The sequence below is a fragment of the Butyricicoccus sp. AF18-9LB genome (assembly GCF_027684505.1).
GTDB classification, from domain to species: Bacteria; Bacillota; Clostridia; order Oscillospirales; family Butyricicoccaceae; genus Agathobaculum; species Agathobaculum butyriciproducens.
This window is the reverse complement of the sequence record NZ_JAQCWA010000009.1, coordinates 53,049-74,822: the sequence shown is the minus strand read 5'-3', so window position 1 is coordinate 74,822 and position 21,774 is coordinate 53,049. Positions and strand designations below refer to the sequence as shown.

22 protein-coding genes and 1 tRNA gene are annotated in these 21,774 nt (G+C 54.9%); 14 read left to right on the top strand and 9 right to left on the bottom strand.

What is annotated here, in order from left to right; genetic code table 11:
- Positions 1 to 11 precede the first annotated feature (11 nt).
- Together PGY33_RS07480 and PGY33_RS07475 are read left to right on the top strand one after the other, a co-directional pair.
- Positions 12 to 749: a LytR/AlgR family response regulator transcription factor gene (locus PGY33_RS07480; protein ID WP_270477934.1), complete on the top strand. Its 738-nt coding sequence runs from the start codon at positions 12 to 14 to the stop codon at positions 747 to 749.
- Positions 746 to 2,014, top strand: a complete 1,269-nt coding sequence (locus PGY33_RS07475; RefSeq protein WP_118481069.1) for a sensor histidine kinase — start codon at positions 746 to 748, stop codon at positions 2,012 to 2,014. The genes PGY33_RS07480 and PGY33_RS07475 overlap by 4 nt, the downstream gene beginning before the upstream one ends.
- Positions 2,015 to 2,108: 94 nt before the next feature.
- Here the strand turns inward: PGY33_RS07475 and PGY33_RS07470 are convergent, their stop codons facing one another.
- Positions 2,109 to 3,449, bottom strand: a complete 1,341-nt coding sequence (locus tag PGY33_RS07470) for a butyryl-CoA:acetate CoA-transferase (protein WP_118481068.1) — start codon at positions 3,447 to 3,449, stop codon at positions 2,109 to 2,111.
- Between the two features lie 308 nt (positions 3,450 to 3,757).
- Between PGY33_RS07470 and PGY33_RS07465 the strand changes: the two genes are divergently transcribed.
- From PGY33_RS07465 to PGY33_RS07420, 10 genes are all read left to right on the top strand, one after another.
- Positions 3,758 to 4,624, top strand: a complete 867-nt coding sequence (locus tag PGY33_RS07465; protein ID WP_118481067.1) for a transporter substrate-binding domain-containing protein — start codon at positions 3,758 to 3,760, stop codon at positions 4,622 to 4,624.
- Positions 4,625 to 4,724: 100 nt separating this feature from the next.
- On the top strand, positions 4,725 to 5,363 hold the full coding sequence (locus PGY33_RS07460; RefSeq protein ID WP_117492066.1) for an amino acid ABC transporter permease: 639 nt from the start codon (positions 4,725 to 4,727) through the stop codon (positions 5,361 to 5,363).
- A 12-nt stretch (positions 5,364 to 5,375) separates the two neighbouring features.
- Positions 5,376 to 6,164 carry an amino acid ABC transporter ATP-binding protein gene (locus tag PGY33_RS07455; protein ID WP_118481066.1) on the top strand — a complete coding sequence of 263 codons (789 nt, stop codon included), beginning with the start codon at positions 5,376 to 5,378 and terminating at the stop codon, positions 6,162 to 6,164.
- 285 nt (positions 6,165 to 6,449) lie between these two features.
- A complete protein-coding gene (locus PGY33_RS07450; RefSeq protein WP_227600691.1) occupies positions 6,450 to 7,631 on the top strand; it encodes a 4-hydroxybutyrate dehydrogenase in 1,182 nt (393 codons plus the stop codon).
- A 109-nt stretch (positions 7,632 to 7,740) separates the two neighbouring features.
- On the top strand, positions 7,741 to 9,186 hold the full coding sequence (locus PGY33_RS07445; RefSeq protein WP_270477931.1) for a 4-hydroxyphenylacetate 3-hydroxylase family protein: 1,446 nt from the start codon (positions 7,741 to 7,743) through the stop codon (positions 9,184 to 9,186).
- Positions 9,187 to 9,290: 104 nt separating this feature from the next.
- Entirely contained in the window at positions 9,291 to 9,566 is a 276-nt protein-coding gene (locus tag PGY33_RS07440; protein ID WP_110437399.1) for a hypothetical protein, read from the top strand.
- Between the two features lie 44 nt (positions 9,567 to 9,610).
- The gene (locus PGY33_RS07435) at positions 9,611 to 11,167 is read left to right on the top strand and encodes an acyl CoA:acetate/3-ketoacid CoA transferase (protein ID WP_117555204.1); all 1,557 of its coding nucleotides are present in this window, start codon (positions 9,611 to 9,613) and stop codon (positions 11,165 to 11,167) included.
- A 191-nt stretch (positions 11,168 to 11,358) separates the two neighbouring features.
- A complete protein-coding gene (locus PGY33_RS07430) occupies positions 11,359 to 12,549 on the top strand; it encodes an acetyl-CoA C-acetyltransferase (protein WP_118481064.1) in 1,191 nt (396 codons plus the stop codon).
- A gap of 264 nt (positions 12,550 to 12,813) precedes the next feature.
- Positions 12,814 to 13,632, top strand: a complete 819-nt coding sequence (locus tag PGY33_RS07425; protein ID WP_118286159.1) for an enoyl-CoA hydratase-related protein — start codon at positions 12,814 to 12,816, stop codon at positions 13,630 to 13,632.
- A 114-nt stretch (positions 13,633 to 13,746) separates the two neighbouring features.
- Positions 13,747 to 14,622: a 3-hydroxyacyl-CoA dehydrogenase family protein gene (locus PGY33_RS07420; protein ID WP_117492169.1), complete on the top strand. Its 876-nt coding sequence runs from the start codon at positions 13,747 to 13,749 to the stop codon at positions 14,620 to 14,622.
- A 166-nt stretch (positions 14,623 to 14,788) separates the two neighbouring features.
- Here the strand turns inward: PGY33_RS07420 and PGY33_RS07415 are convergent, their stop codons facing one another.
- Together PGY33_RS07415 and PGY33_RS07410 are read right to left on the bottom strand one after the other, a co-directional pair.
- Positions 14,789 to 15,316 carry a spore maturation protein gene (locus PGY33_RS07415; RefSeq protein ID WP_330423321.1) on the bottom strand — a complete coding sequence of 176 codons (528 nt, stop codon included), beginning with the start codon at positions 15,314 to 15,316 and terminating at the stop codon, positions 14,789 to 14,791.
- A 123-nt stretch (positions 15,317 to 15,439) separates the two neighbouring features.
- The gene (locus PGY33_RS07410) at positions 15,440 to 16,024 is read right to left on the bottom strand and encodes a nucleoside recognition domain-containing protein (RefSeq protein WP_118481063.1); all 585 of its coding nucleotides are present in this window, start codon (positions 16,022 to 16,024) and stop codon (positions 15,440 to 15,442) included.
- Between the two features lie 87 nt (positions 16,025 to 16,111).
- On the opposite strand from PGY33_RS07410, the gene PGY33_RS07405 reads away from it, so the two are divergent.
- Positions 16,112 to 16,354 carry an AbrB/MazE/SpoVT family DNA-binding domain-containing protein gene (locus PGY33_RS07405; RefSeq protein WP_110437393.1) on the top strand — a complete coding sequence of 81 codons (243 nt, stop codon included), beginning with the start codon at positions 16,112 to 16,114 and terminating at the stop codon, positions 16,352 to 16,354.
- A gap of 67 nt (positions 16,355 to 16,421) precedes the next feature.
- Here PGY33_RS07405 and spoIIID read toward each other — a convergent pair whose 3' ends face one another.
- The 6 genes from spoIIID to PGY33_RS07375 all read right to left on the bottom strand — a co-directional run bounded on the left by spoIIID (position 16,422) and on the right by PGY33_RS07375 (position 21,133).
- A complete protein-coding gene (spoIIID, locus tag PGY33_RS07400) occupies positions 16,422 to 16,694 on the bottom strand; it encodes a sporulation transcriptional regulator SpoIIID (RefSeq protein ID WP_117492171.1) in 273 nt (90 codons plus the stop codon).
- Between the two features lie 354 nt (positions 16,695 to 17,048).
- Entirely contained in the window at positions 17,049 to 17,621 is a 573-nt protein-coding gene (locus PGY33_RS07395) for a TetR/AcrR family transcriptional regulator (protein ID WP_158557297.1), read from the bottom strand.
- A gap of 244 nt (positions 17,622 to 17,865) precedes the next feature.
- A complete protein-coding gene (locus tag PGY33_RS07390) occupies positions 17,866 to 19,017 on the bottom strand; it encodes a sodium ion-translocating decarboxylase subunit beta (protein ID WP_118564533.1) in 1,152 nt (383 codons plus the stop codon).
- A gap of 15 nt (positions 19,018 to 19,032) precedes the next feature.
- Positions 19,033 to 19,419 carry a biotin/lipoyl-containing protein gene (locus PGY33_RS07385; RefSeq protein ID WP_270419088.1) on the bottom strand — a complete coding sequence of 129 codons (387 nt, stop codon included), beginning with the start codon at positions 19,417 to 19,419 and terminating at the stop codon, positions 19,033 to 19,035.
- Positions 19,420 to 19,433: 14 nt separating this feature from the next.
- On the bottom strand, positions 19,434 to 19,763 hold the full coding sequence (locus PGY33_RS07380; protein ID WP_202183378.1) for an OadG family protein: 330 nt from the start codon (positions 19,761 to 19,763) through the stop codon (positions 19,434 to 19,436).
- Positions 19,764 to 19,765: 2 nt separating this feature from the next.
- Positions 19,766 to 21,133, bottom strand: a complete 1,368-nt coding sequence (locus tag PGY33_RS07375) for a pyruvate carboxylase subunit B (protein ID WP_270478020.1) — start codon at positions 21,131 to 21,133, stop codon at positions 19,766 to 19,768.
- A 562-nt stretch (positions 21,134 to 21,695) separates the two neighbouring features.
- Between PGY33_RS07375 and PGY33_RS07370 the strand changes: the two genes are divergently transcribed.
- Positions 21,696 to 21,772, top strand: a tRNA-Arg gene (locus PGY33_RS07370).
- The last annotated feature ends 2 nt before the right edge of the window (positions 21,773 to 21,774 follow it).

The window sequence follows — 21,774 nt, the reverse complement described above, 5'->3', positions numbered from 1 at the left end:
AGATGAGAACCATGATCCAGATTGGCTTTTGCGACGACGATCCCAGCGTGCTCGATGAACTGCACGAGCTGCTCGGCAGCTACCGTGCGGAACACAACGCCGATATCGCCCCGACAGCCTTCCAAAGCCCGTTCGAGCTGCTGGCGTCCATCGAAAAGGGCGCACGCTTTGATATTCTGCTGCTCGATGTGCTCATGCCCGGCGAAAACGGCATCGAAGCCGCCCGCGAGATCCGTCAGTACGACTCCAACGTGAAGATCATCTTTCTCACCTCATCCGCAGAGTTTGCCGTGCAGTCGTATACGGTGGGCGCGTATTTCTATCAGCTCAAGCCGATCTGGCCGGAAAGCTTCTTCCGGCTGATGGATTCGGTCATTGCCGCCTGCTCGCGTGAGAGCAGCGCCAGCCTGATTCTGCGCTGCAGAACCGGCATCACACGCGTTGAACTGGATAAGCTGGAATACTGCGAGGTCATCCGCCGTTCCCTGCTGCTGCACAAGACTGACGGCACTGTGCTCGAGGCCGCCGGCAGCATGGACAGCCTGTGCGAAAGCCTTGCCGAACACAGGAATTTTCTGCGCATTCACCGCTCCTACCTTGTAAATTTAGAGCATATCCAGATGATCACGCCGAAAACGCTTGTTATGTCCAGCCGCGCCGAGCTGCCCATTCCGCGCGGACGCTACAACGACATCAAGGATGCGTACCTTGAACACGCCTTTCAGAAAGAGCAGGTGTTCCTGACATGATCGCACTCGCTGTTGACCTTTGCAACTCCGTTGCCGTTACGCTGTTCGGCATCGCACTCTCTGCAGCATTCTGCAATATCCACTGGACGCCCAAGGCGAAAAAGCGCATGCTGCTGTACACACTGATGATCTTCTGCCTGTCCGGCATCGCCTACCTCGGTGTGGACCCGGGCTTCGGACGCTATCTGTATCCGCTGCACACCCACCTGCCGCTTGTGCTCGCGCTGTGCTCGCTCAGTCATGAACGCCTGTGGCCGGTGATTTCCGTGCTGACGGCGTACCTGTGCTGTCAGCTGCGGCGCTGGCTGGCGCTGATCGCGGTCGCTATCTTCTCCGGCGGAGACACCATGCAGTACGCTGTGGAAATGATCGTCACCGTGCCGCTGCTCATTCTGCTGCTCAAGACCGCACCTGCCATCCGGTCGGTGTCGCAGTATTCGCTGGCGGTGCAGTGTCAGTTCGGCATTGTGCCCGCGGTGTACTATGCGTTTGACTATGCCACCCGCGTTTACACCGACCTGCTGTTCTCCGGTTCGGCCGTAGTCGTGGAGTTCATGCCGTTCGTATGCAGTGCGGCGTACCTGCTGTTCCTGATTCACATTTCCAGAGAGCAGCACGCGCGGCTGCGTTTGGAGGAGCTGAAAAGCAATCTTGACCTGCAGGTGCATCAAGCCGTCCGTGAGATTGAAGCACTGCGTATCTCTCAGCAGAAAACCCGCACCTACCGGCATGATCTGCGGCATCATCTGCAGTACATCACCGCCTGCATCGAGAATGAGCAGTATGAGCAGGCACTGCAGTACATTCACTCCATCAGCGAGGAAATCGAAGCCAGCCGCGTGACCGTTTACTGCGAAAACGAGGCCGCAAACCTGATTCTCTCATCGTTTGCCGACCGCGCCAAGGCGCAGAGCATCCTGCTTGCGGTGCATGCCGTGCTGCCCAATCAGCTGCCGCTTGCCGAGAGCGACCTGTGCGTGCTGCTCTCCAACGCGCTTGAGAATGCGATTCACGCATGCAGCGAGCGCGCGGACGGCATTCCCGGACACATCGAGGTGCAGACATACGAAAAAGCCGGAAAGTTCTTCCTGCAGGTTGTCAACGACTGCACGCAGCCGGTGCAGTTCAGCCACGGCGTGCCGGTCTCCGACTGCGCCGGACACGGCATCGGCGTGCACAGCATTTGCAGCATTGTCGAGCGCTACGGCGGCGTATACAGCTTTTCGGTCAGGAATCAGCAGTTTATCCTGCGAATTTCACTTTAATAATTGCATAAGAAAAAACGCTCTGTTTTCACAGAGCGTTTTCTTATAAACAGTAGCAAACACCGTGCAGAACTGTAGTTCCGCCGACAGCATTTTATCTCTTATTGGAGCGCTTCCAGATACGCATCTTCTCCGCTTCCTGAATCAGCTGCTCACGGAAATCCGGATGCGCAACCGAGATCAGAGCCTCCGCACGCTGCCATGCAGTCAGACCCTTGAGGTTTACCTTGCCGTACTCGGTGACAAACCAGTGCGCGCACGGACGGGCATCGGTAACGACCGAGCCGTTCTCGAGCGTCGGACGAATACGGCTCTCGAGCGTGCCGTCCTTCTTCTTAAAGGTGGACGAGCAGCAGATGAAGCTCTTGCCGCCCTTGGACAGATACGCGCCCAGAACGAAGTCCAGCTGGCCGCCTGCACCGGAAATCTGCTTGATACCGGCACTTTCTGCGTTCATCTGGCCGAACAGATCCACATCCACGATATTGTTGATGGAAATGAAGTTGTCGATCTGTGCGATGGTGCGCGCATCGTTAGTATAGGATACCGGTGCAGACATGCACTCCGGATTATCATTTACAAAATCGTACAGCTTCTGGGTGCCTGCGCCGAACGCGAACACCTGACGGCCGCGGTCGATGGCCTTCTTCGAGCCGTTGATCTTGCCTGCACGGGAGATGTCAACGAATGCGTCAACGTACATTTCAGTATGAACGCCGAGGTCCTTCAGGTCAGACTCCGCGATCATCGAGCCTACGGTATTCGGCATGCCGCCGATGCCCAGCTGCAGGCAGGCGCCGTTCGGGATTTCCTCCACGATCAGCTTTGCAACCGCCTTATCAACCTCGGTCGGCTCGCCGCCTGCGCCCATCTGCGGCATTTCGGTGTCGCTCTCAACGATCATATCCACCTGCGAAATGTGAATGCCGTCCTCAAAGCCGCCGAGGCAGCGCGGCATATACTTGTTAACCTCAACGATGATAACATCGGATACATCGCAGATGGCTTTGAGGTGCGAAGCCTGCGGACCGAAGCTGAACCAGCCATGTGCGTCCATCGGCGCCACCTGAATCATGGCTACATTGACATGACGGACGTTCTCGCGGTACCAGCGCGGCATCTCGGAGTAGCGCAGTGCGCTGTAAAAGCCGAAGCCCTCCATGCATGCCTTGCGCTCAATGCCGGACATGTGCCACGAGTTCCAGGTGATCTTGTCAGCTGCATCCGGAATATCGAATACCGCCGGTCGGCGCATGAGTACACCGCCGCGGAAGTTTACGTCCTCCAGCTCGCCCATGCGGGCAGCAAGTGCCTTGTCCAGTGCAACAGGCGTACCCGTACACCAGCCGTAGTCTACCCAGTCACCCGATTTAACAACTTTAACGGCTTCGTCCGCCGTTGTCAGCTTCTGCTGATACAGTGCAGTATAATCCACGCTGATTCCCTCCGTCTTACTTGTTCTTCATTGTTTATTCTTTAACAATCATGCTTACTTATGATTATAATCTCTTTTGGGGTACAGGTCAACACAGGTTCGCAAAAAAGAGTGAGAATCCATTCAAACCGCTCCCCGCCCTCTTTTCCTTATATTTCACCCTGTTATTTTAATTTTTGCACAAAATACCGCCCGCTTACCCTTCAAAAATACTGAAAATCCGCATGAAAATCAGGGGTTGATTTTCTGCGCTAAAGTGTTATAATAGTAAACAAGATATGAACTGAATTACAGGAGGTTTTCTAAAAATGAAGACGAAGAAACTTCTTGCACTGCTGATGGCAGGCGCAATGAGTGTATCCATGCTGTCCGGCTGCGGCGGCTCTGCTGCCAAGACCGACGACTCGAGCGCCGATGCGGCTGACACCTCAACTTCCGCTGAGAGCGATATTGATTATGTAAAGAGCAACGGCAAGCTGGTCATCGGCATCACGGATTTCGCACCGATGGATTATAAGGAAGACGGCTCGGACGAGTGGGTCGGCTTTGACGCGGACATGGCAAAGGCTTTCGCAGAGAGCCTGGGCGTAAAAGCTGAGTTCATCGAGATCAACTGGGACAACAAGATCATGGAGCTGGATTCCAAGGGCGTTGACGCTGTTTGGAACGGCATGACCCTGACCGATGAGGTCAAGACCTCCATGAACTGCTCCGACCCGTATGCAACCAACGCACAGGTTGTTGTTGTTCCGTCCGACAAGGCTGACGCTGCCAAGGACATCGAGTCCATCAAGGATATGACCTTCGCTGTTGAGTCTGGTTCCGCCGGTGAGGCTGCTGCACAGGCTGCCGGTCTGAATGCAACTGCAGTTCAGTCTCAGGCTGACGCACTGATGGAGGTTGCCGCAGGCACCTCTGATGCCTGCGTGATCGACCTGCTGATGGCAGGCGCTATGATCGGCGAGGGCACCAGCTACCCGAACCTGACCTACACCGTAAACCTCAACGAGGCCAACGGCGAGGAGGACGAGAACTACGTTGTAGGCTTCCGCAAGGGTTCTGATCTGACCGAAGCATTCAACAACTTCTACAAGGGCGCCCACAAGGACGGCGTTGTTCTTTCCTTCGCCCAGAAGTACGGCGTACAGGAAGCAATCGTAGATCCGGAGGCTTAATCTCCCATCCCCCAGTTAATATAAGGCAGAAGGCGGACTACCGTCTTCTGCCTTATGTGTCAAAGGAAATAAAGTAAAAAAGAGGTAAAGAGGAAACGACATGTTTGCCAATGTAACACTCAGCCTGATGGGCGGCTTTGTTACCACCGTACAGCTTTTCTGCCTGACGCTGGTATTCGCTCTGCCGCTCGGCCTGCTTATCAGCTTCGGCTCGATGAGCCGCATTACACCGCTGCGCGCACTCATTAAAATCATCGTCTGGATCGTCCGCGGCACGCCGCTTATGCTCCAGATCATCATCATTTTCTACGGTCCTGCCCTGCTGTGGGATATTTCCCTGCCGCGCTTCACCGCTGCGCTGGTGGCGTTCGTCATCAACTACGCCTGCTACTTCTCGGAAATCTTCCGCGGCGGCATTCAGGGTATCCCGAGTGGTCAGTATGAGGCCGGTCAGGTGCTCGGCATGACCAAGAGCCAGATCTTCTTCAAGGTAACGCTGCTGCAGGTCATCAAGCGCGTTATCCCGCCGATGGGCAACGAGTTTATCAACCTTGTTAAAGATACCGCTCTGGCGCGTACCATCGCGGTATACGAGGTGCTGTGGATGGGCGAAAAGTTCATCAAGAGCGCCGGTATCATCTGGCCGCTGTTCTACACCGCCGTATTCTACCTGCTGTTCAACGGTATTCTGACCCTGCTGTTCGGCTGGATCGAAAAGAAAATGGATTACTTTAAATAAGGAGGAGCCGTTATGCCTATTCTGGAGGTACAGCACCTTTATAAGAACTTCGGCTCTACCAAGGTGCTTAAAGACATCAGTTTTACATTGGAGCGCGGCAAGGCGCTTGCCATCATCGGCTCGTCCGGTTCGGGCAAGACCACGCTGCTGCGCTGCCTGAATTTTCTCGAAACCCCGAATGAGGGTAAGATCATCGTAAACGGCGAGACACTGCTCGACGCTGCCGACCATGCCGCCAAGAGCGATGCGCAGATTCGCAAGAACCGTCTGCACTTCGGCATGGTGTTCCAGTCGTTCAATCTGTTCCCGCAGTACACCGCACTCGAGAACGTCATGCTCGCTCCCCTGCTGCAGGCCAAGGAACGCCCGGACTACAAGCAGAGAAAACGCGAGATTCACGAGCAGATCGAGCACCGCGCCATCGAGCTGCTCGAGATGATGAGCCTCGAGGGCCGCATGAGCCACTATCCGCACCAGCTGTCCGGCGGTCAGCAGCAGCGCGTTGCCATTGCGCGTGCGCTCGCGCTCAAGCCCGATATCCTGTGCTTCGACGAGCCAACCTCGGCGCTCGACCCCGAGCTGACCGGCGAGGTGCTGCGCGTTATCCGCTCACTGGCGGACCAGCACACCACCATGATCATCGTCACCCACGAGATGGCGTTTGCCCGCGATGTGGCCGATCATGTCGTGTTCATGGACGGCGGCACCATCGTTGAGGAGGGCACGCCGACAGAGGTATTTGAAAATACACATAACGAGCGAACCCGCGCATTTTTGAGCCGTTTTTCGCAAAACAGCTAAAGAACGGAAATTTATACAAAAACTTTTCGGTACTTTTCACCATTACCCCATTTACAAATCACAATAAATACGTTAAAATAGTCCCGTAATAAGATTGCGGGACTTTTTATTGTCTTTTTGTACAGGTTTAGTTGGTCAATTTTTGATGAAATTATTGTTTGTTTGTGTTGAAGTTTTGGCGCAAATTTGCTACAATAAGAACACAGGAAAAAACCACCCTGTAAAATCATGTAATAAAAAGCCGCACGGCCTTTTATAAAATTTTTGATTGGAGATGTTTCTACTATGGCTATGGATGCTTTCAGCGCCTCCCTGATGAAGGACAAGAGAGAGATCGTCATTGCCCCGACTATTTACAAGTTTGACACCTTTGGTGCTTTCGCTGAGGAGTTCAAGCTGGGCGAGCGCGACGTCGTTCTGACCAACGAATTCATCTACAAGCCCTTCATGGAAGAGCTTGGCCTCAAGAGCAAGTTCGTATTCCAGGAGAAGTTCGGCGCAGGCGAGCCTTCCGAGGCTATGATCGAGACCATGTACGAGGCTATTCCGTACGATTCCTACGACCGCGTAATCGCAGTAGGCGGCGGTGCTATCATGGACCTTTGCAAGCTGCTCGGCTGCAAGCGCCCGACCTCCGTACATGAGCTGTACTTCAAGCGCGAGCCTGTTGTACATGAGAAGGAAGTTATCGCTATCCCGACCACCTGCGGTACCGGTTCTGAGGTTACCAACATTTCTGTTGCTATCGTTAAGGACGAGAAGGACGGCAAGCTGACCGGCGGCGATACCAAGCTCGGCCTGGTTTCCGACGACATCATCCCGAACAAGGTTTGCCTGGTTCCGGATCTGCTTAAGACCCTGCCGTACAAGCCGTTCGCAGCATCCGCTATCGATGCTCTGATCCACGCTACCGAGTCTTTCCTGTCCCCGCACCGCAAGACTGTTACCTCCGAGATGTTCTCCGTTAAGGCTATGGAGATGATCCTCGAGGGCTTCCGCCGCATCGCTCTGGAAGGCCCGGACGCTCGTATGGATTACCTCGGCGAGTTCGTTCACGCTTCCCTGTTCGCAGGCATCGCATTCCTGAAGGCTGGCTGCGCTACCGTTCACGGTATGTCCTTCCCGCTCGGCGGCACCTACCACGTTCCGCACGGCGAGTCCAACTACGCTCTGTTCGGCAAGATCCTCGAGATGTACGACGAGTACGAGCCGGCTGGCGAGCTGGGCAAGTTCAAGGAGATCGTTGCTCGCTGCCTGGGCTGCACCAAGGAAGACGCTCTGCGCACCCTGAACGTAACCCTGGAGAAGGTTCTGCACCTGAAGCCGCTGCATGAGTACGGCTTCAAGGAAGAGGACGTTAAGGCATTTGCACTGTCTGTTGATGCAAACCAGCAGCGTCTGATCACCAACTCTTACCGTCCGTGGAGCATCGAGCTCAGCGAGCGCGTATACAAAGAGTGCTTCTAATTTCCGTATGTAACGCCTGAATAGGGCGGGGAGTCCCGTCTCCCCGCCCTGTTTTCTTTATTCATGTTATGTGCACCAAATTGTAATGAGAAAGGATACTTGATCACTTATGATGACCAAAGACCAGTACATTGAATCCTTGCGCAAGCTGAACCTCAACCTGTATATGTTCGGCAAGAAGGTAGAGAACCCGGTTGACGACCCGGTTATCCGTCCTTCCCTGAACTCCTTCGCCGCTACCTACGAGCTGGCTGAGGACCCGCAGTATCAGGATCTGATGACTGCTACCTCCCACATCTCCGGCAAGAAGATCAACCGCTTCACCCACATGCATCAGTCTACCGACGACCTGATCAAGAAGGTTAAGATGCAGCGTCTGCTCGGTCAGAAGACCGCAGCCTGCTTCCAGCGCTGCGTAGGCATGGACGCTATGAACGCTGTATTCTCCTCCACCTACGAGATCGACGAGGCTTGCGGCACCAAGTACCACGAGAACTTCCTCAAGTTCCTGACCCGCGTACAGGACGAGGATCTCGCAGTTGACGGCGCTATGACCGACGTTAAGGGCGACCGTTCCCTCGCTCCGTCCAAGCAGGCTGACCCGGATCTGTTCCTGCACGTTGTAGAGCGCACCGCTGACGGCGTATACGTTACCGGCGCTAAGGCTCACCAGACCGGCTTTGTAAACTCTCACGAGGTTCTGGTAATGCCGACCATCTCCATGCGTGAGGGCGACGAGGACTACGCTATCTCCTTCGCTGTACCGACCGATTCCAAGGGCATCACCCTGATCTACGGCCGTCAGTCCTGCGACACCCGCAAGATGGAAGAGTACAACGACATCGACGTTGGCAACAAGGTATACGGCGGCCACGAAGTTCTCGTTATCTTCGACCGCGTATTCGTTCCGAACGACCGCATCTTCCTCAACGGCGAAGTTAAGTTTGCCGGCATGATCGTAGAGCGTTTCGCAGGCTATCACCGTCAGTCTTACGGCGGCTGCAAGGTCGGCGTAGGCGACGTTCTGATCGGCGCTACCGCTCTGGCTGGCGAGATGGCTGGCTCCTCCAAGGCTTCCCACGTTAAGGACAAGCTGATCGAGATGACCCACCTGAACGAGACCCTGTACTGCTGCGGTATCGCTTGCTCCTCTCAGGGCACCAAGACCAAGGCAGGCAACTACCTGATCGACCTGCTGCTGGCTAACGTCTGCAAGCAGAACGTTACCCGCTTCCCGTACGAGATCGCTCGTCTGGCACAGGATCTGGCAGGCGGCCTGATGGTAACCCAGCCGTCCGAGGCTGATTACCGCAACCCGGAGCTCAAGCCGTACATCGAGAAGTACCTCAAGGGCGTTGCTTCCGTTCCGACCGAGGACCGTATGCGTCTGCTGCGCCTGATCGAGAACATGACCATGGGTACTGCAGCTGTCGGCTATCTGCCGGAGTCCATGCACGGTGCAGGCTCGCCGCAGGCTCAGCGCATCATGATTGCCCGTCAGTCCAACCTTGAAATGAAGAAGGAACTGGCAAAGAAGATTGCTCGCATCAAGTAATCTCTGAGCAAACTATAGGCACTCATGGAGCACCCGTGAGTGCCTGTGTTTGCGTTATACCATACTGTTTCCATATGGAAACATCTTGAAAGGGGTTGTGCGCCTTGCTGCGCTGCACGGTAAAATTCTGCGGCGGCTGCAATCCGCGCTATGAGCGCGGAGACGCCTACAAGGCGATTTGCGCTGCCCTTCAGGACACCGCCTCATTCTCCTATCCGGAGGACGGTGTTCCTTATGACGTACTGCTGATCCTGCGCGGCTGCACCGGCTGCCCGTATCTCTATGAGGAGATCGAGGCCGCGCACCGTGTTGTTGTTGCCGCGGCGGATGAGATTCCGCAGGCGATAGATAGAATCAGGTCTTTCACGTCACAGGCGTGACCACTGTAAAACCGGTCGCACTATTATCAGGAGGATTGATAAACATGAAGAAAGTAAGCATCATCACCGCGGAGGAAGCTGCTCTGAAGGTTCAGGACGGCGATACCATTGCTACCGGCGGTTTCGTATCCTGTGCTTGCCCGGAGACCCTTTCCAAGGCTCTCGAGAAGCGTTTTCTTGAGACCGGCCACCCGCAGAACCTGACCCTGTTCTTTGCAGCCGGTCAGGGCCACCGCGATGGCACCGGCGGTGACCATTACGGCCATGAAGGCATGGTTAAGCGCGTTATCGGCGGCCACTGGGACCGTGCTCCGAAGCTCGGCGAGCTGGCTCTGAACAACAAGATCGAGGCTTACAACCTGCCGCAGGGCGTTATCTCGCACATGTACCGCGATATCGCTGCTCACAACATCGGCACCATCACTCACGTTGGCCTGAAGACCTTCGCTGACCCGCGCAACGGCGGCGGCAAGCTGAACGACGTTACCAAGGAAGATCTGGTAAAGATCGTTAACATCGAGGGTCAGGAGCGCCTGCTGTACAAGGGCTTCCCGATCAACGTTGTATTCCTGCGTGCTTCCTACTGCGATGAGTACGGCAACTGCACCGTACATCGTGAGATCGGTCCTCTGGACGTAACTGCTATGGCTCAGGCCTGCAAGAACTCCGGCGGCAAGGTAATCGTTCAGGTTGAGAAGATCGTACAGGGCGGCTCTCTGGACCCGAAGCTGGTTGCTATCCCGGGCATCTATGTTGACTCTGTTGTAGTCGGCACCGAGGAGGAGAACATGCAGTGCCTCGGCATGCCGTACGACGGCGCGCTGACCGGCGAGTTCCGCATCCCGGTTGACGCTATCCCGCCGATCCCGATGGACGCTAAGAAGATCATCGCCCGCCGCGCTGCTATGGAGCTGCCGCAGGACGCTATCGTAAACCTCGGCACCGGCGCACCGGAGAAGATCGCTAACGTAGCTGCTGAAGAAGGCATCTCCGACAAGATGACCCTGACCGTTGAGGCAGGCTCCATCGCAGGTGTACCGTACGGCGGCACCCAGTTCGGCGCTGCTGCCAACGCACAGTGCATCATCCCGCACAACGTACAGTTCGACTTCTATCAGGGCGGCGGCCTTGACGTTGCATTCCTCGGCCTGGCTGAGACTGCTCCGAACGGCGACCTGAACGTATCCAAGTTCGGCACCCGTCTGGCAGGTGCAGGCGGCTTCATCGACATCACCCAGAACGCCAAGAAGGTTGTTTACTGCGGCACCTTCACTGCAAAGGGCCTCAAGACTGAGTGCAAGGACGGCAAGCTCGTTATCACCCAGGAAGGCGCTAAGAAGAAGTTCGTTAAGCAGGTTGAGCACATCACCTTCTCCGGCGATTACGCTAACGAGGTACATCAGCCGGTTCTGTACATCACCGAGCGCTGCGTATTTGAGCTGCGTCCGGAAGGCGTTACCCTGACCGAGATCGCTCCGGGCATCGACCTGCAGACCCAGATCCTCGACCAGATGGAATTCGTTCCGAAGATGGCTGACGAGATCAAGACCATGGACGCTCGCATCTTCCGTGACGAGCTGATGGGTCTGGCTAACGACTGATCAATTCTATTTGTGCAGATTATGCAAACGGAAACCGGCCTTTTCATATAATTTTACAGAATCGACCAGTTTCCCTTGCATTCTGCCGAATGGTTTGATAAAATATTAACGAACTCAAGAAAATCGAGTTTCCATCACCATGCGGCGGCATAGTTTTTTCGCCGCATCAGTAGAAAAGGAGAAACAGCTAAATGAACGTTTACATCTGTTCCGCTGCCCGTACTGCAATCGGCACTTACGGCGGCACCCTCCGCGATGTACACTCCTCCGAGCTTGGCACCGCTGCTGCAAAGGCAGCTATCGAGCGTGCAGGCGTTGACAAGGAAGCAATCGACGAGGTTCTGTTCGGTCAGGTACTGCAGGGCGGCGTAGGCCAGAACGTAGCACGTCAGGTTTGCCTGAAGTCCGGTCTGCCGATCACCACCCCGGCTATGACCCTGAACAAGGTTTGCGCTTCCTCCATGCGTGCCATCTCCCTCGGCACCCAGATCATCCGTTCCGGCGAGAACAAGATGATGCTGGTAGGCGGCTGCGAGTCTATGTCCGGTGCTCCGTACATCTCCCGCGATACCCGCTGGGGTGCTCGCATGGGCGACAAGAAGCTGGTCGATATGATGGTATACGACGGCGTATTTGATGTATTCAACCAGTACCACATGGGCATCACTGCAGAAAACGTAGCTGAAAAGTACGGCATCACCCGCGAAATGCAGGACGAGATCGCTCTCGCTTCCCAGCAGAAGGCAGCTGCTGCCATCGCTAACGGCCGCTTCAAGGACGAGATCGTTCCGATCGAAGTTAAGAAGAAGAAGGAAACCGTTATCTTTGATACCGACGAGCATGTAAAGCCGAACACCACTCTGGAGATCCTCGGCAAGCTGCGCCCGGCATTCAAGAAGGACGGCGGCACCGTAACCGCAGGCAACGCTTCCGGCATCAACGATGCAGGCGCTGCAATGATCATCGCTTCCGAGGAGTTCGTTAAGGCAAACGGCCTCAAGCCGCTGGCTAAGGTTCGTGCCTGGGGCTCTGTAGGCTGCGATCCGTCCATCATGGGCGTAGGTCCGATCGAGTCCACCCGTCAGGCTCTGTCCCGCGCAGGTCTGACCGTTGCTGACCTCGACCTGATCGAGTCCAACGAGGCATTTGCTGCACAGGCTGCTGCTGTTAACCGTGAGCTTGGCTTTGATATGGACAAGGTTAACGTAAACGGCGGCGCAATCGCTCTGGGTCACCCGATCGGTGCAGCCGGCTGCCGCATCACCACCACCCTGATCCACGAAATGATCAAGCGCGACCTGACCATCGGTCTGGCTACCATGTGCATCGGCGGCGGTATGGGCGAAGCTATCATCGTTGAGCGCGACGAGCTCTGCAAGTAAGTCTTGCTATAGGGGGCTTCAAAAGCCCCCTATATACCAAAATCAGTTCCGTAGAAACTGATTTTGGATACCCGAACGACGCCGCCCACGGCGGCTGGGTCGGGGTGTAAAAAACCACGCGCATGTCGCGGGTTTTTACGAACAGGAACGAGTTCCTGTTCTATTTGATTGCAAACATCCTTTGGATGTTTGATGGCCTCCGAATAGAGGTCAGCCTTGAGCGTTTTACGCTCATAGCACATATTCTGAAAGGAAGTCTTAAAAATGACTGACGTAGTAATCGAAAAAAAGGGTCATGTTGCGATCGTTAAGATCGAGCACATGAAGGCTATGAACGCTCTGTCCACCGACATGTACGCACAGCTGGAAGAGGCATTCGACGAGCTGGCTAAGGATCTGGACGACGTTTATGCAGTAGTTCTGACCGGTTCTTCCACCGTTAACAAGAAGGGCAAGACCGTTAACTCCTTCGTTGCAGGCGCTGACATCTCCGAGATGGCTACCAAGACCTGTGCAGAAGGCAAGCTGTTCGGCAACGAGTCCAACCGCGTTTGCTGGAAGATCGAGAACTTCAAGCGTCCGGTTATTGCTGCCATCAACGGCTTCTGCCTCGGCGGCGGCTGCGAGCTGGCTATGTCCTGCGACATCCGTCTCGCTTCCGAGAACGCTTCCTTCGGTCAGCCTGAAGTTGGTCTGGGCATCACCCCGGGCTGCGGCGGCACCCAGCGTCTGGCTCGCTTCGTAGGCGCAGGCAAGGCTAAGGAAATGCTGTACACCGCTCGCGCTAACTACACCGCTCAGGACGCTCTGGACATGGGCCTGGTTAACTACGTATATCCGCTGGAGAACCTGCTCGATGAGGCTGTAAAGCTGGCTGAGGAGATCGCTGCTCAGGCTCCGATCGCTGTTTCTCTGGTTAAGGAAGCTGTAAATGTTGGCATGCAGACCGACCTGAACTCCGCTCTGAAGTTCGAGGGCAACTGCTTCGCACAGTGCTTCGCTACCGAGGATCAGAAGTACGGCATGGCTTACTTCCTGGACAAGAACCGCGACAAGCCGGCTAAGGAATTCAAGAATAAGTAAGCATTGAGACAGTCGGACCGCACAATTCAAAACCAGATTGTGCGGTTTTGACTAATCAATATTCGCAATACCTGTTCATCCATCCGCAAAGAGTGAGAGAGAGGTTAATTTAGCATGAAAGTTTGTGTATTCGGCGCTGGCAACATGGGCGCACGCATCACTGAGGTATTTCTGAACGCAGGTCATGACGTTACCATGATCGACATCAAGCCGGAGTTCACCGAGCGCGGCAAGACCGTTATCACACACGATTACGAGTTCCTCGTAAGCAAGGGCAAGATGACCGCAGAGCGCAAGGACGAGCTGCTCGCTTCCCTCAAGACCTCGGTTGACCGCAAGGACGCTGCCGATGCTGACTTCATCATGGAAGTTATTCTGGAGCGCATGGATCTGAAGAAGGACCTGCTGGAGGATCTGGACAAGATCTGCCCCGCTCACACCATCTTCGCTTCCAACACTTCCGGTCTGTCCATCACCGAGATGGCTGCCTGCATCCCGCACCGTTCGGATAAGTTCATCGGCTGCCACTTCTTCAACCCGGCTCAGATCATGAAGCTGGTTGAGGTTACCCGCGCGATCCAGACTTCGGACGAAACCTTCCAGACCGCATTTGACCTGATGGCATCCCTGGGCAAGACCCCGGTTGCCGTTAAGGAAGGTCCCGGTTTCGTTGTAAACCGCATCCTGATCCCGATGATGAACGAGGCAATGGGTATCGTTGCTGACGGCATCGCTTCCCCTGCTGATGTCGACGTTGCCATGCAGCTTGGCGCAGGCATGAAGTCCGGCCCGCTGCACACCGCTGACCTTGTTGGCCACGACGTAAACCTCGCAATCATGGAGACGCTGTACCGCGAGACCGGCGACCCGAAGTACCGTCCGCATCCGCTGATGCGTCAGATGGTTCGTGCCGGCTGGCTGGGCGTTAAGACCGGCAAGGGCTTCTTCGACTATGATGGTCCTTTCGGCAAGGAGATCGTGAAGAAGTAATCGCTTTGCAATATAAAAAGCATCTGTGCTTCGGCATAGATGCTTTTTTATATTCTCAGTCTGTAAATTTTTTTCACACATTGCACAAATAGTGCAAGTAATGTTTATTTAATTCGCCAATTTTTGTCATAAGCTATGGTAATTTTTTAACATACACGATATAATATTAACTGTATGGGAAATATAATCTAACCAATGCTGCAGAGGCGGTAAATGCTGCCAAATCGCCGCACAATGCCGCAAGAACAGCATATCTGGTTCGGTTTAAACCAAGGTGCCCGCTGTACACGCTGATCGTGTACAGACTGGTTTCCGAGGCTCCCAGCATCACTGCGGCCACGCGTCCGGCATAGCTGTCCGGTCCGCAGCGTCGTATAATTTCACTGCCCATTGCCAGTCCCCCTCCTCCGCTGATCGGCTTCAGCAGGGTCAGGACTGTGCATTCTTTCGGTATGCCCAGTATACGCAGTGCGGGCGCGAGCACGCTTGCCGCAATATCAACGGCACCTGAGGCGCGCAGCATGAACACGACTGTCAGCATCCCGACCATAACAGGCAGTATCTGCACCGCGGTTTTCAAACCGACGGCTGCACCGCGCAGAAAAGTTGGAAATACGTCCACGCCTTTGCACAGCGCATACAGGCTGATTCCTGCCAAAAGTGCCGGAATGAGCGCGTTCTGCAAAATCTGCAATCATCTCCCTCCTTGTATTATTTCCCTTGCTTGGAAATTTTTTGATGATTGTTTGCTTATTCGACAAATTTCTTGCTTTTCATGTGTGATAATACTACTTGTAAGGCGCACTTACCTGTCCCGCTATTCCCCATCCGGAAAAAATGGACGCAGCAGTTTACTGCTGAGCAGCACCGCCGCAACGGAAGCCGCAGAAGCTCCCCACACCGGCAGCATAATATCAAATGGCGCGTGTGCTCCGCAAGCCGCACGAACCGCCGCCACCGTAGACGGAATCAGCTGAATTGAGGTTGCATTCAGCACGATCAGCGTCAGCACGGTATCCGGCGCTCCGCTCCGCCCTGCAAGAACATACAGCCGCTCTGACGCACGCAATCCCAACGGCGTTGCCGCGTTGGATAACCCCAGCAAATTTGCCGTTACATTGGCGCTTACTGCTTCCATCGCCTGCTTATCCTGCGATGCACTTCCGAACAAGGGACGCAGAACAGGTGCCATCAGACGGGACAGCCGCTCTGCCAGTCCGGAAGCCTGCAGCAGCTCCATCACACCGCTCCAGAAGCACATCAGCCCGGTGATACTGATCGCCAGCGTAATCGCTTCCGAAGCCCCTGTGGGTACCGCTGCCGTAACCTCTGCCAGCCTGCCCGTGACCGCACCGCATAGCAGCGCCATACAAAGGAACACCGTCCAGATAACGGACAGCATATCGTGTTCCCCCCTTCCGTCCAACATCCCAAGTGAGTGGGATTTGGTAATACATTTTTTATGATGAAGAAATGGAGTGTGTTGAAAATGAAATCCACCGGTATTGTTCGTAAGGTTGATGAACTTGGTCGCATCGTGCTCCCGATTGAGCTGCGCCGCACTATGGGCATCGAAGTAAAGGACGCTCTGGAAATCTACGTTGACGGCGATCATATCGTCCTCAAGAAGTACGAGCCGTCCTGCGTATTCTGCGGTAACGCAAAGGACATTATCCACTTCAAGGGTAAGAATGTCTGCAGCGATTGCGCACATGAGCTCGGTCTGCTTTAAACCTTTACATAGCAACACTGCCACGCTGCTTCTGTTTGCCGACTTTCCGCTTGGAAAGTCGGTTTTTTTATTTTTCACCGCGTCGCTGCGCCGCTTCGGCGCGGTATTTCGCCTGTGTTGCTCTGCCGCCGCGTATGTGCCGCTCCTGCTTGTTCACCTGCAGAACGGTCTGTACGCGCTCATACAGCTCGGTATTCAGCTTTTGCAGGCGCGTTGTGATATCCTTATGTACGGTTGACTTGGATATTCCGAACCGTGCCGCAGTCTGCCGCACGGTGGCCTTCTGCTCGATCATGTACTGCGCCAGACGGATCGTGCGCTCCTCCGGTAAGCCCTTCACCGCTGTTTCCCTCCTGCCTGATGAGGTTTCATCTGTGACAGTGTATGTTGGTTCGGGGACGGTTAGAACGCATTTGTATCCGTTTGAGGGCAAAAGAAAACGCGCTGCTTACTGCAGCGCGTCAGTCTGTCAAAAAAATATTATTTTAATTTTTACGCTTCGTGCGGTAGCACGCATAAAATAGAATTTGCGAAGCAAATTCATAATTCCCGGGGGCGTGTACCTCGGGAATTATACAAGGGACGAAAAATTGTGCCCGCAGGGCGCGGCTTTTCGTCAAGATTCGATTGAAAGCGTGGTTTCAATCGTGAGGCTGCTCGAAAAACGGAGTTTTTCGACAGCCTCACGCGCTGCTTACTGCAGCGCGTGCATTCCCTGTGTATGATAGGTAATCAGCTGATTCAGTCCGGCACGGACCTCGCTCGGGCGAACGCGGTTCTTGAGGATATGCACCGTCCCGTCCACCAGATTGCGTGCCATGATCTGCGCCATCATCGGGCTGTTCTCCTCGTCGGCCAGCATGGGCACGATCTTGGACGCAATCAGCTCAATCATTACCGGCCGCAGGTTTTCATATCGGGTGCCGTTGGCCTGCTCCATGATAAGAAGAAGGCCGTATTTCTCCGCCAGCAGCAGTGAGAGTACCTCCTCGGTGAGCAGCATGCGGAATTCCTGCGCGTCCATATTCAGGTCAAACCGCATGCTGCGGAAGCGCAGGATCATGCGCTTCAGGCCGTCTGCAGCGCTGTCGGTCAGCTCGTAGAACAGCTCCTCCTTGTTTTTGAAGTAGTGGTAGAGGTTGCTCTTGCTGATATTTACCTTGTCCGCGATCATCTGCAGCGAGGTGCGGTCATAACCGCGCTGCAGGAATAAATGCTCGGATTCAAGCAGAATTTTGTGTCGAAGTTCGTCTTTTAGTACCTGCACAATAAGGACCACCCGTTCATTTCTTGCATTTATTATAAAACAGGGCGACATAAATTGTCAAGAAAGCATAAAAAATTGAGAATGCAAGATGTAGAATTCGCGTGATGTTTTACCTTTGCGTGAGAGCACAATGTGCTCCCCTTACGGGATATTGTGTGCATACCGTTACAAATTGATTTTCAATTCTTCTCAACCAAAAAGCGTAAAAAAAGAACCCGAAAATTCGGGTTCTTTTGCTTTGCACTTACGCGCCGAATACCTTGAGGACAAAGCCTGCGGCAACAGCGGAGCCGATAACACCGGCTACGTTCGGGCCCATAGCGTGCATGAGCAGGAAGTTTGCCGGATTGGCCTTCTGGCCCTCAACCTGCGAAACGCGGGCTGCCATCGGAACGGCAGATACACCGGCCGAGCCGATCAGCGGGTTTACCTTGCCGCCGGTCAGCTTATACATAACCTTGCCGAACAGCAGGCCGCCGACGGTCGAGAACGTGAACGCGATCAGGCCGAGGATGATGATCTTGATGGTCTCCCAGGTCAGGAAGGTGGACGCAATCGCCTTGCAGCCTACCGACAGACCAAGGAAGATGGTGACGATGTTGCACAGCGCGTTCTGCGCGGTGTCGCTCAGGCGGTCGGTTACGCCGCACTCACGCAACAGATTGCCCAGCATGAGCATGCCGATCAGCGGAGCGGTATCCGGAATCAGCAGGATAACGATGATGGCAACTGCGATCGGGAATACGATCTTCTCGGTCTTGGAGACCTGACGCAGCTGCTCCATCTTGACCTCGCGCTCCTTCTTGGTTGTCAGCAGGCGCATGATCGGCGGCTGGATAAGCGGTATGAGCGCCATATACGAGTACGCCGCAATAGCGATGGCGGGCAGGTAATCCGGCGCCAGACGGGAAGCGACCAGAATGGAGGTCGGACCGTCCGCACCGCCGATGATGGCGATGGCTGCCGCTACCGCGCCCGGGAAGCCGAGCACCAGCGCGAGCAGGAATGCAGAAAAGATGCCGAGCTGTGCCGCTGCACCCAGCAGCAGCGAGGACGGGCGCGCGATCAGCGGGCCGAAGTCGGTCATAGCACCGATACCGAGGAAGATGATGGACGGATAAATCGCATGCTGGACGCCCTGATAGAACACCCACAGCATACCGGGACTGGAACCATCAACCGGTGCATTAAGCAGGCCGGTCAGCGGCAGATTGGCCAGCAGCATGCCGAATGCGATCGGAACGAGCAGCAGCGGCTCAAACTTTTTGCCGATACCCATGTACAGCAGCACGCATGCAATGATGATCATGATCAGGCTGCGCGGGTCCTCCGCGAAGGACGCGAAGCCCGAGCTTGCCAGAATGCTGCCTAATGCACCGAAAAACGAAAATTGCATAGTACGCGCCTCCCGTTACATCGTGCAGAGTGCTGCGCCGGTCTGTACGGAAGCGCCCTTCTGTACGCAGACAGAGCCGACCGTGCCGTCATGCGGTGCACAGATCTCGTTCTCCATCTTCATGGCCTCGAGAATAAACAGCACATCGCCTGCCTTGACAGCCTGACCTGCCGTGCAGCGCACATCCAGAATGGTGCCCGGCATGGGCGCTGCAACGGTCTCGCCGCCTGCAGGCGCTGCTGCGGGTGCGGGTGCTGCTGCCGGAGCCGGCGCTGCCGCGGGTGCCGGTGCTGCTGCAGCCGGTGCCGGTGCGGGAGCCGCGCCGGTCGGAACTGCGCTTACCGATCCCTTTTCTACTTCTACTTCAAACTGCTTGCCGTTAAGCGATACCTGATATTTCATGTTTCTTTCTCCCCTTAAACCGCCTTGATGGACTTAAATACAAGCTGATCGAGCGGAATGCCCGTTTCGTGGCTGACGATAGCCATAACGCAGGCCGCCTCCACCTCGCTGACGCCTTCCAGCTTGACCTGCGGAGCAGGTGCCGGTGCTGCTGCCGGAGCCGCAGCCGCCGGAGCCGCTGCACTGACCGAAGCCGGATGCGCGGTGTGCTTTTCGAGCGCGCCCATCACACGGGAAATAACAGCGATGACACCCCAGAGAAGTGCCAGCATCAAAAATACAATAACGATACCGGACAGGGCGATCATGAGCGCGTCCAGTACGCTGATCGGATCGTGTACCATGCTCACTTAACCTCCTTGAACGAATAGCTTGCGGTGAAGGTCTGTTCCCGGCGCTCAAAGAACTGCTCTGCCTGCTGCGGGAATGCGATATAGGACAGGACGTCCTCTTCACCACGGGCATGCGTGCCGAGATGCTCGCGTGCAGCCGGAAATTCCGGCTCGAGCGTATCGGCAAAGCGGCCGGTCATCGGCTGCTCGTCACCGAGCACCTGCTTGGCGAGTTCGGGATTGACTTCGCCCGGTGCCTTGCCGTATTCGCCGCGGATGTAGCTCTTGATCTCCTTGCCGATCGACTTGTAGCGGCCGCCGAGGAGAACGTTGACCGTTGCCTGTACGCCGACCATCTGCGAAAGCGGCGTTACCAGCGGCGGATAACCCATATCGGCACGCACGCGCGGCGTTTCGGCGAGTACCTCATCGAGACGGTCGATTGCGTTCTGTGCCTTCAGCTGTGCCACCAGATTGGACAGCATGCCGCCCGGGATCTGGTACACGAGCGCATCGGTCTTGGTGGACAGGACATACGGGTCGAACATACCGCTCGCCGCGAACTTGTCCTTGACCGGCACGAAAAATTCGTTGATCTCATGCAACGTTTTGGAATCCACGCCGCAGTCATAGCCCATCTGCTGGAGCGCGTAGACCATGGACTCGGTTGCCGGCTGGCTGGTGCCGCCCGACATGCACGAGGTCGCACAGTCGATGCCGTCCGCACCGGCTTCCGCTGCCTTTAGATAAGTCATATAACCCAGACCAGTGGTCGCGTGTGTATGCACATAAACCGGAATTTTGATGTTCTGCTTGAGTGCGGTAACCAGGTCATAGCACTCCTGCGGAGACATAATGCCCGCCATATCCTTAATGCACAGCGAGTTGCAGCCCATGGCTTCGATCTGCCTGCCGAGCGAAACAAACATCTCCAGATTGTGAATCGGACTCAGTGTGTAACAGATACAGCCCTGTGCATGGCCGCCTGCTTTGAGGCATTCGTCTACAGCGGTCTCGATGTTGCGCAGATCGTTCAGCGCATCAAAAATACGGATGATATCCATGCCGTTCTCGATGCACTTGCGGACAAAACGGCGCACGGTATCATCCGAATAATGGTGATAGCCGAGCAGGTTCTGACCACGCAGCAGCATCTGCAGCTTGGTGTTCTTCATGTGAGATTTGATCTTGCGCAGACGCTCCCACGGGTCCTCATGCAGATAGCGCAGGCAGGAATCGAAGGTCGCACCGCCCCAGCACTCAATCGAGTGATAGCCGGCCCGATCCATCTCATCGAGAATGCCCTCGAAATCCTCAAACGGCATTCGCGTCGCAATCAGCGACTGCTGCGCGTCACGCAGCACCGTTTCGGTGATGTGCATTTGTTTCACAAGTATGCCCCCTCCTTCGGGAAATAAATGGGTTTCGTGATTCCCCTCATTAACCCCATATATGTAATTGTATCATATCACTTTCTGCACCCGCTTGCAAGAATATGATTCTTTAATTTTGCACAGCTGCACTTTACTTTTTTCACCGCATTCGGAATTGACTTTTTGCTCTCAATGCAGTAATATAAATATATCGCGTGCTGCGACTCCGCGCGAAGGAGCCGCTCGCAAAAACTTTTGTTTTTATGTCTCAGTAGCTCAGTTGGATCGAGCGTCCCCCTCCTAAGCATGTGTTTTATCACAGAGAATTTTCTCTGGTCGCGGACCGTTGTTAGATAAAGATACGAATGGATTTTGAAATTTACTCATTCAGAGCCGCGCAAAAACGTGAAATATGATACGAAACAAATTTGTCCTTTAAACACTGCATTTCACGCAAATCACACCATTTTTAATACCTGTCTCAGTAGCTCAGTTGGATAGAGCACATGCCTCCTAAGCGGCAGATTGTTCGATTCCTTCGAGCCTTGAAAATTGCATAAAACTTATAAATGTCTCAGTAGCTCAGCTGGATAGAGCACACGCCTCCTAAGCGTGGGGTCGGAGGTTCAAATCCTCTCTGGGACGCCAGA

What these genes read in the sequence shown, in the direction of transcription:
- PGY33_RS07480 (WP_270477934.1), top strand. Translation starts at nt 12, where the DNA reads ATGATCCAGATTGGCTTTTGCGACGACGATCCCAGCGTGCTCGATGAA.
- PGY33_RS07475 (WP_118481069.1), top strand. Translation starts at nt 746, where the DNA reads ATGATCGCACTCGCTGTTGACCTTTGCAACTCCGTTGCCGTTACGCTG.
- PGY33_RS07465 (WP_118481067.1), top strand. Translation starts at nt 3,758, where the DNA reads ATGAAGACGAAGAAACTTCTTGCACTGCTGATGGCAGGCGCAATGAGT.
- PGY33_RS07460 (WP_117492066.1), top strand. Translation starts at nt 4,725, where the DNA reads ATGTTTGCCAATGTAACACTCAGCCTGATGGGCGGCTTTGTTACCACC.
- PGY33_RS07455 (WP_118481066.1), top strand. Translation starts at nt 5,376, where the DNA reads ATGCCTATTCTGGAGGTACAGCACCTTTATAAGAACTTCGGCTCTACC.
- PGY33_RS07450 (WP_227600691.1), top strand. Translation starts at nt 6,450, where the DNA reads ATGGCTATGGATGCTTTCAGCGCCTCCCTGATGAAGGACAAGAGAGAG.
- PGY33_RS07445 (WP_270477931.1), top strand. Translation starts at nt 7,741, where the DNA reads ATGATGACCAAAGACCAGTACATTGAATCCTTGCGCAAGCTGAACCTC.
- PGY33_RS07435 (WP_117555204.1), top strand. Translation starts at nt 9,611, where the DNA reads ATGAAGAAAGTAAGCATCATCACCGCGGAGGAAGCTGCTCTGAAGGTT.
- PGY33_RS07430 (WP_118481064.1), top strand. Translation starts at nt 11,359, where the DNA reads ATGAACGTTTACATCTGTTCCGCTGCCCGTACTGCAATCGGCACTTAC.
- PGY33_RS07425 (WP_118286159.1), top strand. Translation starts at nt 12,814, where the DNA reads ATGACTGACGTAGTAATCGAAAAAAAGGGTCATGTTGCGATCGTTAAG.
- PGY33_RS07420 (WP_117492169.1), top strand. Translation starts at nt 13,747, where the DNA reads ATGAAAGTTTGTGTATTCGGCGCTGGCAACATGGGCGCACGCATCACT.
- PGY33_RS07410 (WP_118481063.1), bottom strand. Translation starts at nt 16,024, where the DNA reads ATGCTGTCCGTTATCTGGACGGTGTTCCTTTGTATGGCGCTGCTATGC.
- PGY33_RS07405 (WP_110437393.1), top strand. Translation starts at nt 16,112, where the DNA reads ATGAAATCCACCGGTATTGTTCGTAAGGTTGATGAACTTGGTCGCATC.
- PGY33_RS07390 (WP_118564533.1), bottom strand. Translation starts at nt 19,017, where the DNA reads ATGCAATTTTCGTTTTTCGGTGCATTAGGCAGCATTCTGGCAAGCTCG.
- PGY33_RS07385 (WP_270419088.1), bottom strand. Translation starts at nt 19,419, where the DNA reads ATGAAATATCAGGTATCGCTTAACGGCAAGCAGTTTGAAGTAGAAGTA.
- PGY33_RS07380 (WP_202183378.1), bottom strand. Translation starts at nt 19,763, where the DNA reads ATGGTACACGATCCGATCAGCGTACTGGACGCGCTCATGATCGCCCTG.
- PGY33_RS07375 (WP_270478020.1), bottom strand. Translation starts at nt 21,133, where the DNA reads ATGCACATCACCGAAACGGTGCTGCGTGACGCGCAGCAGTCGCTGATT.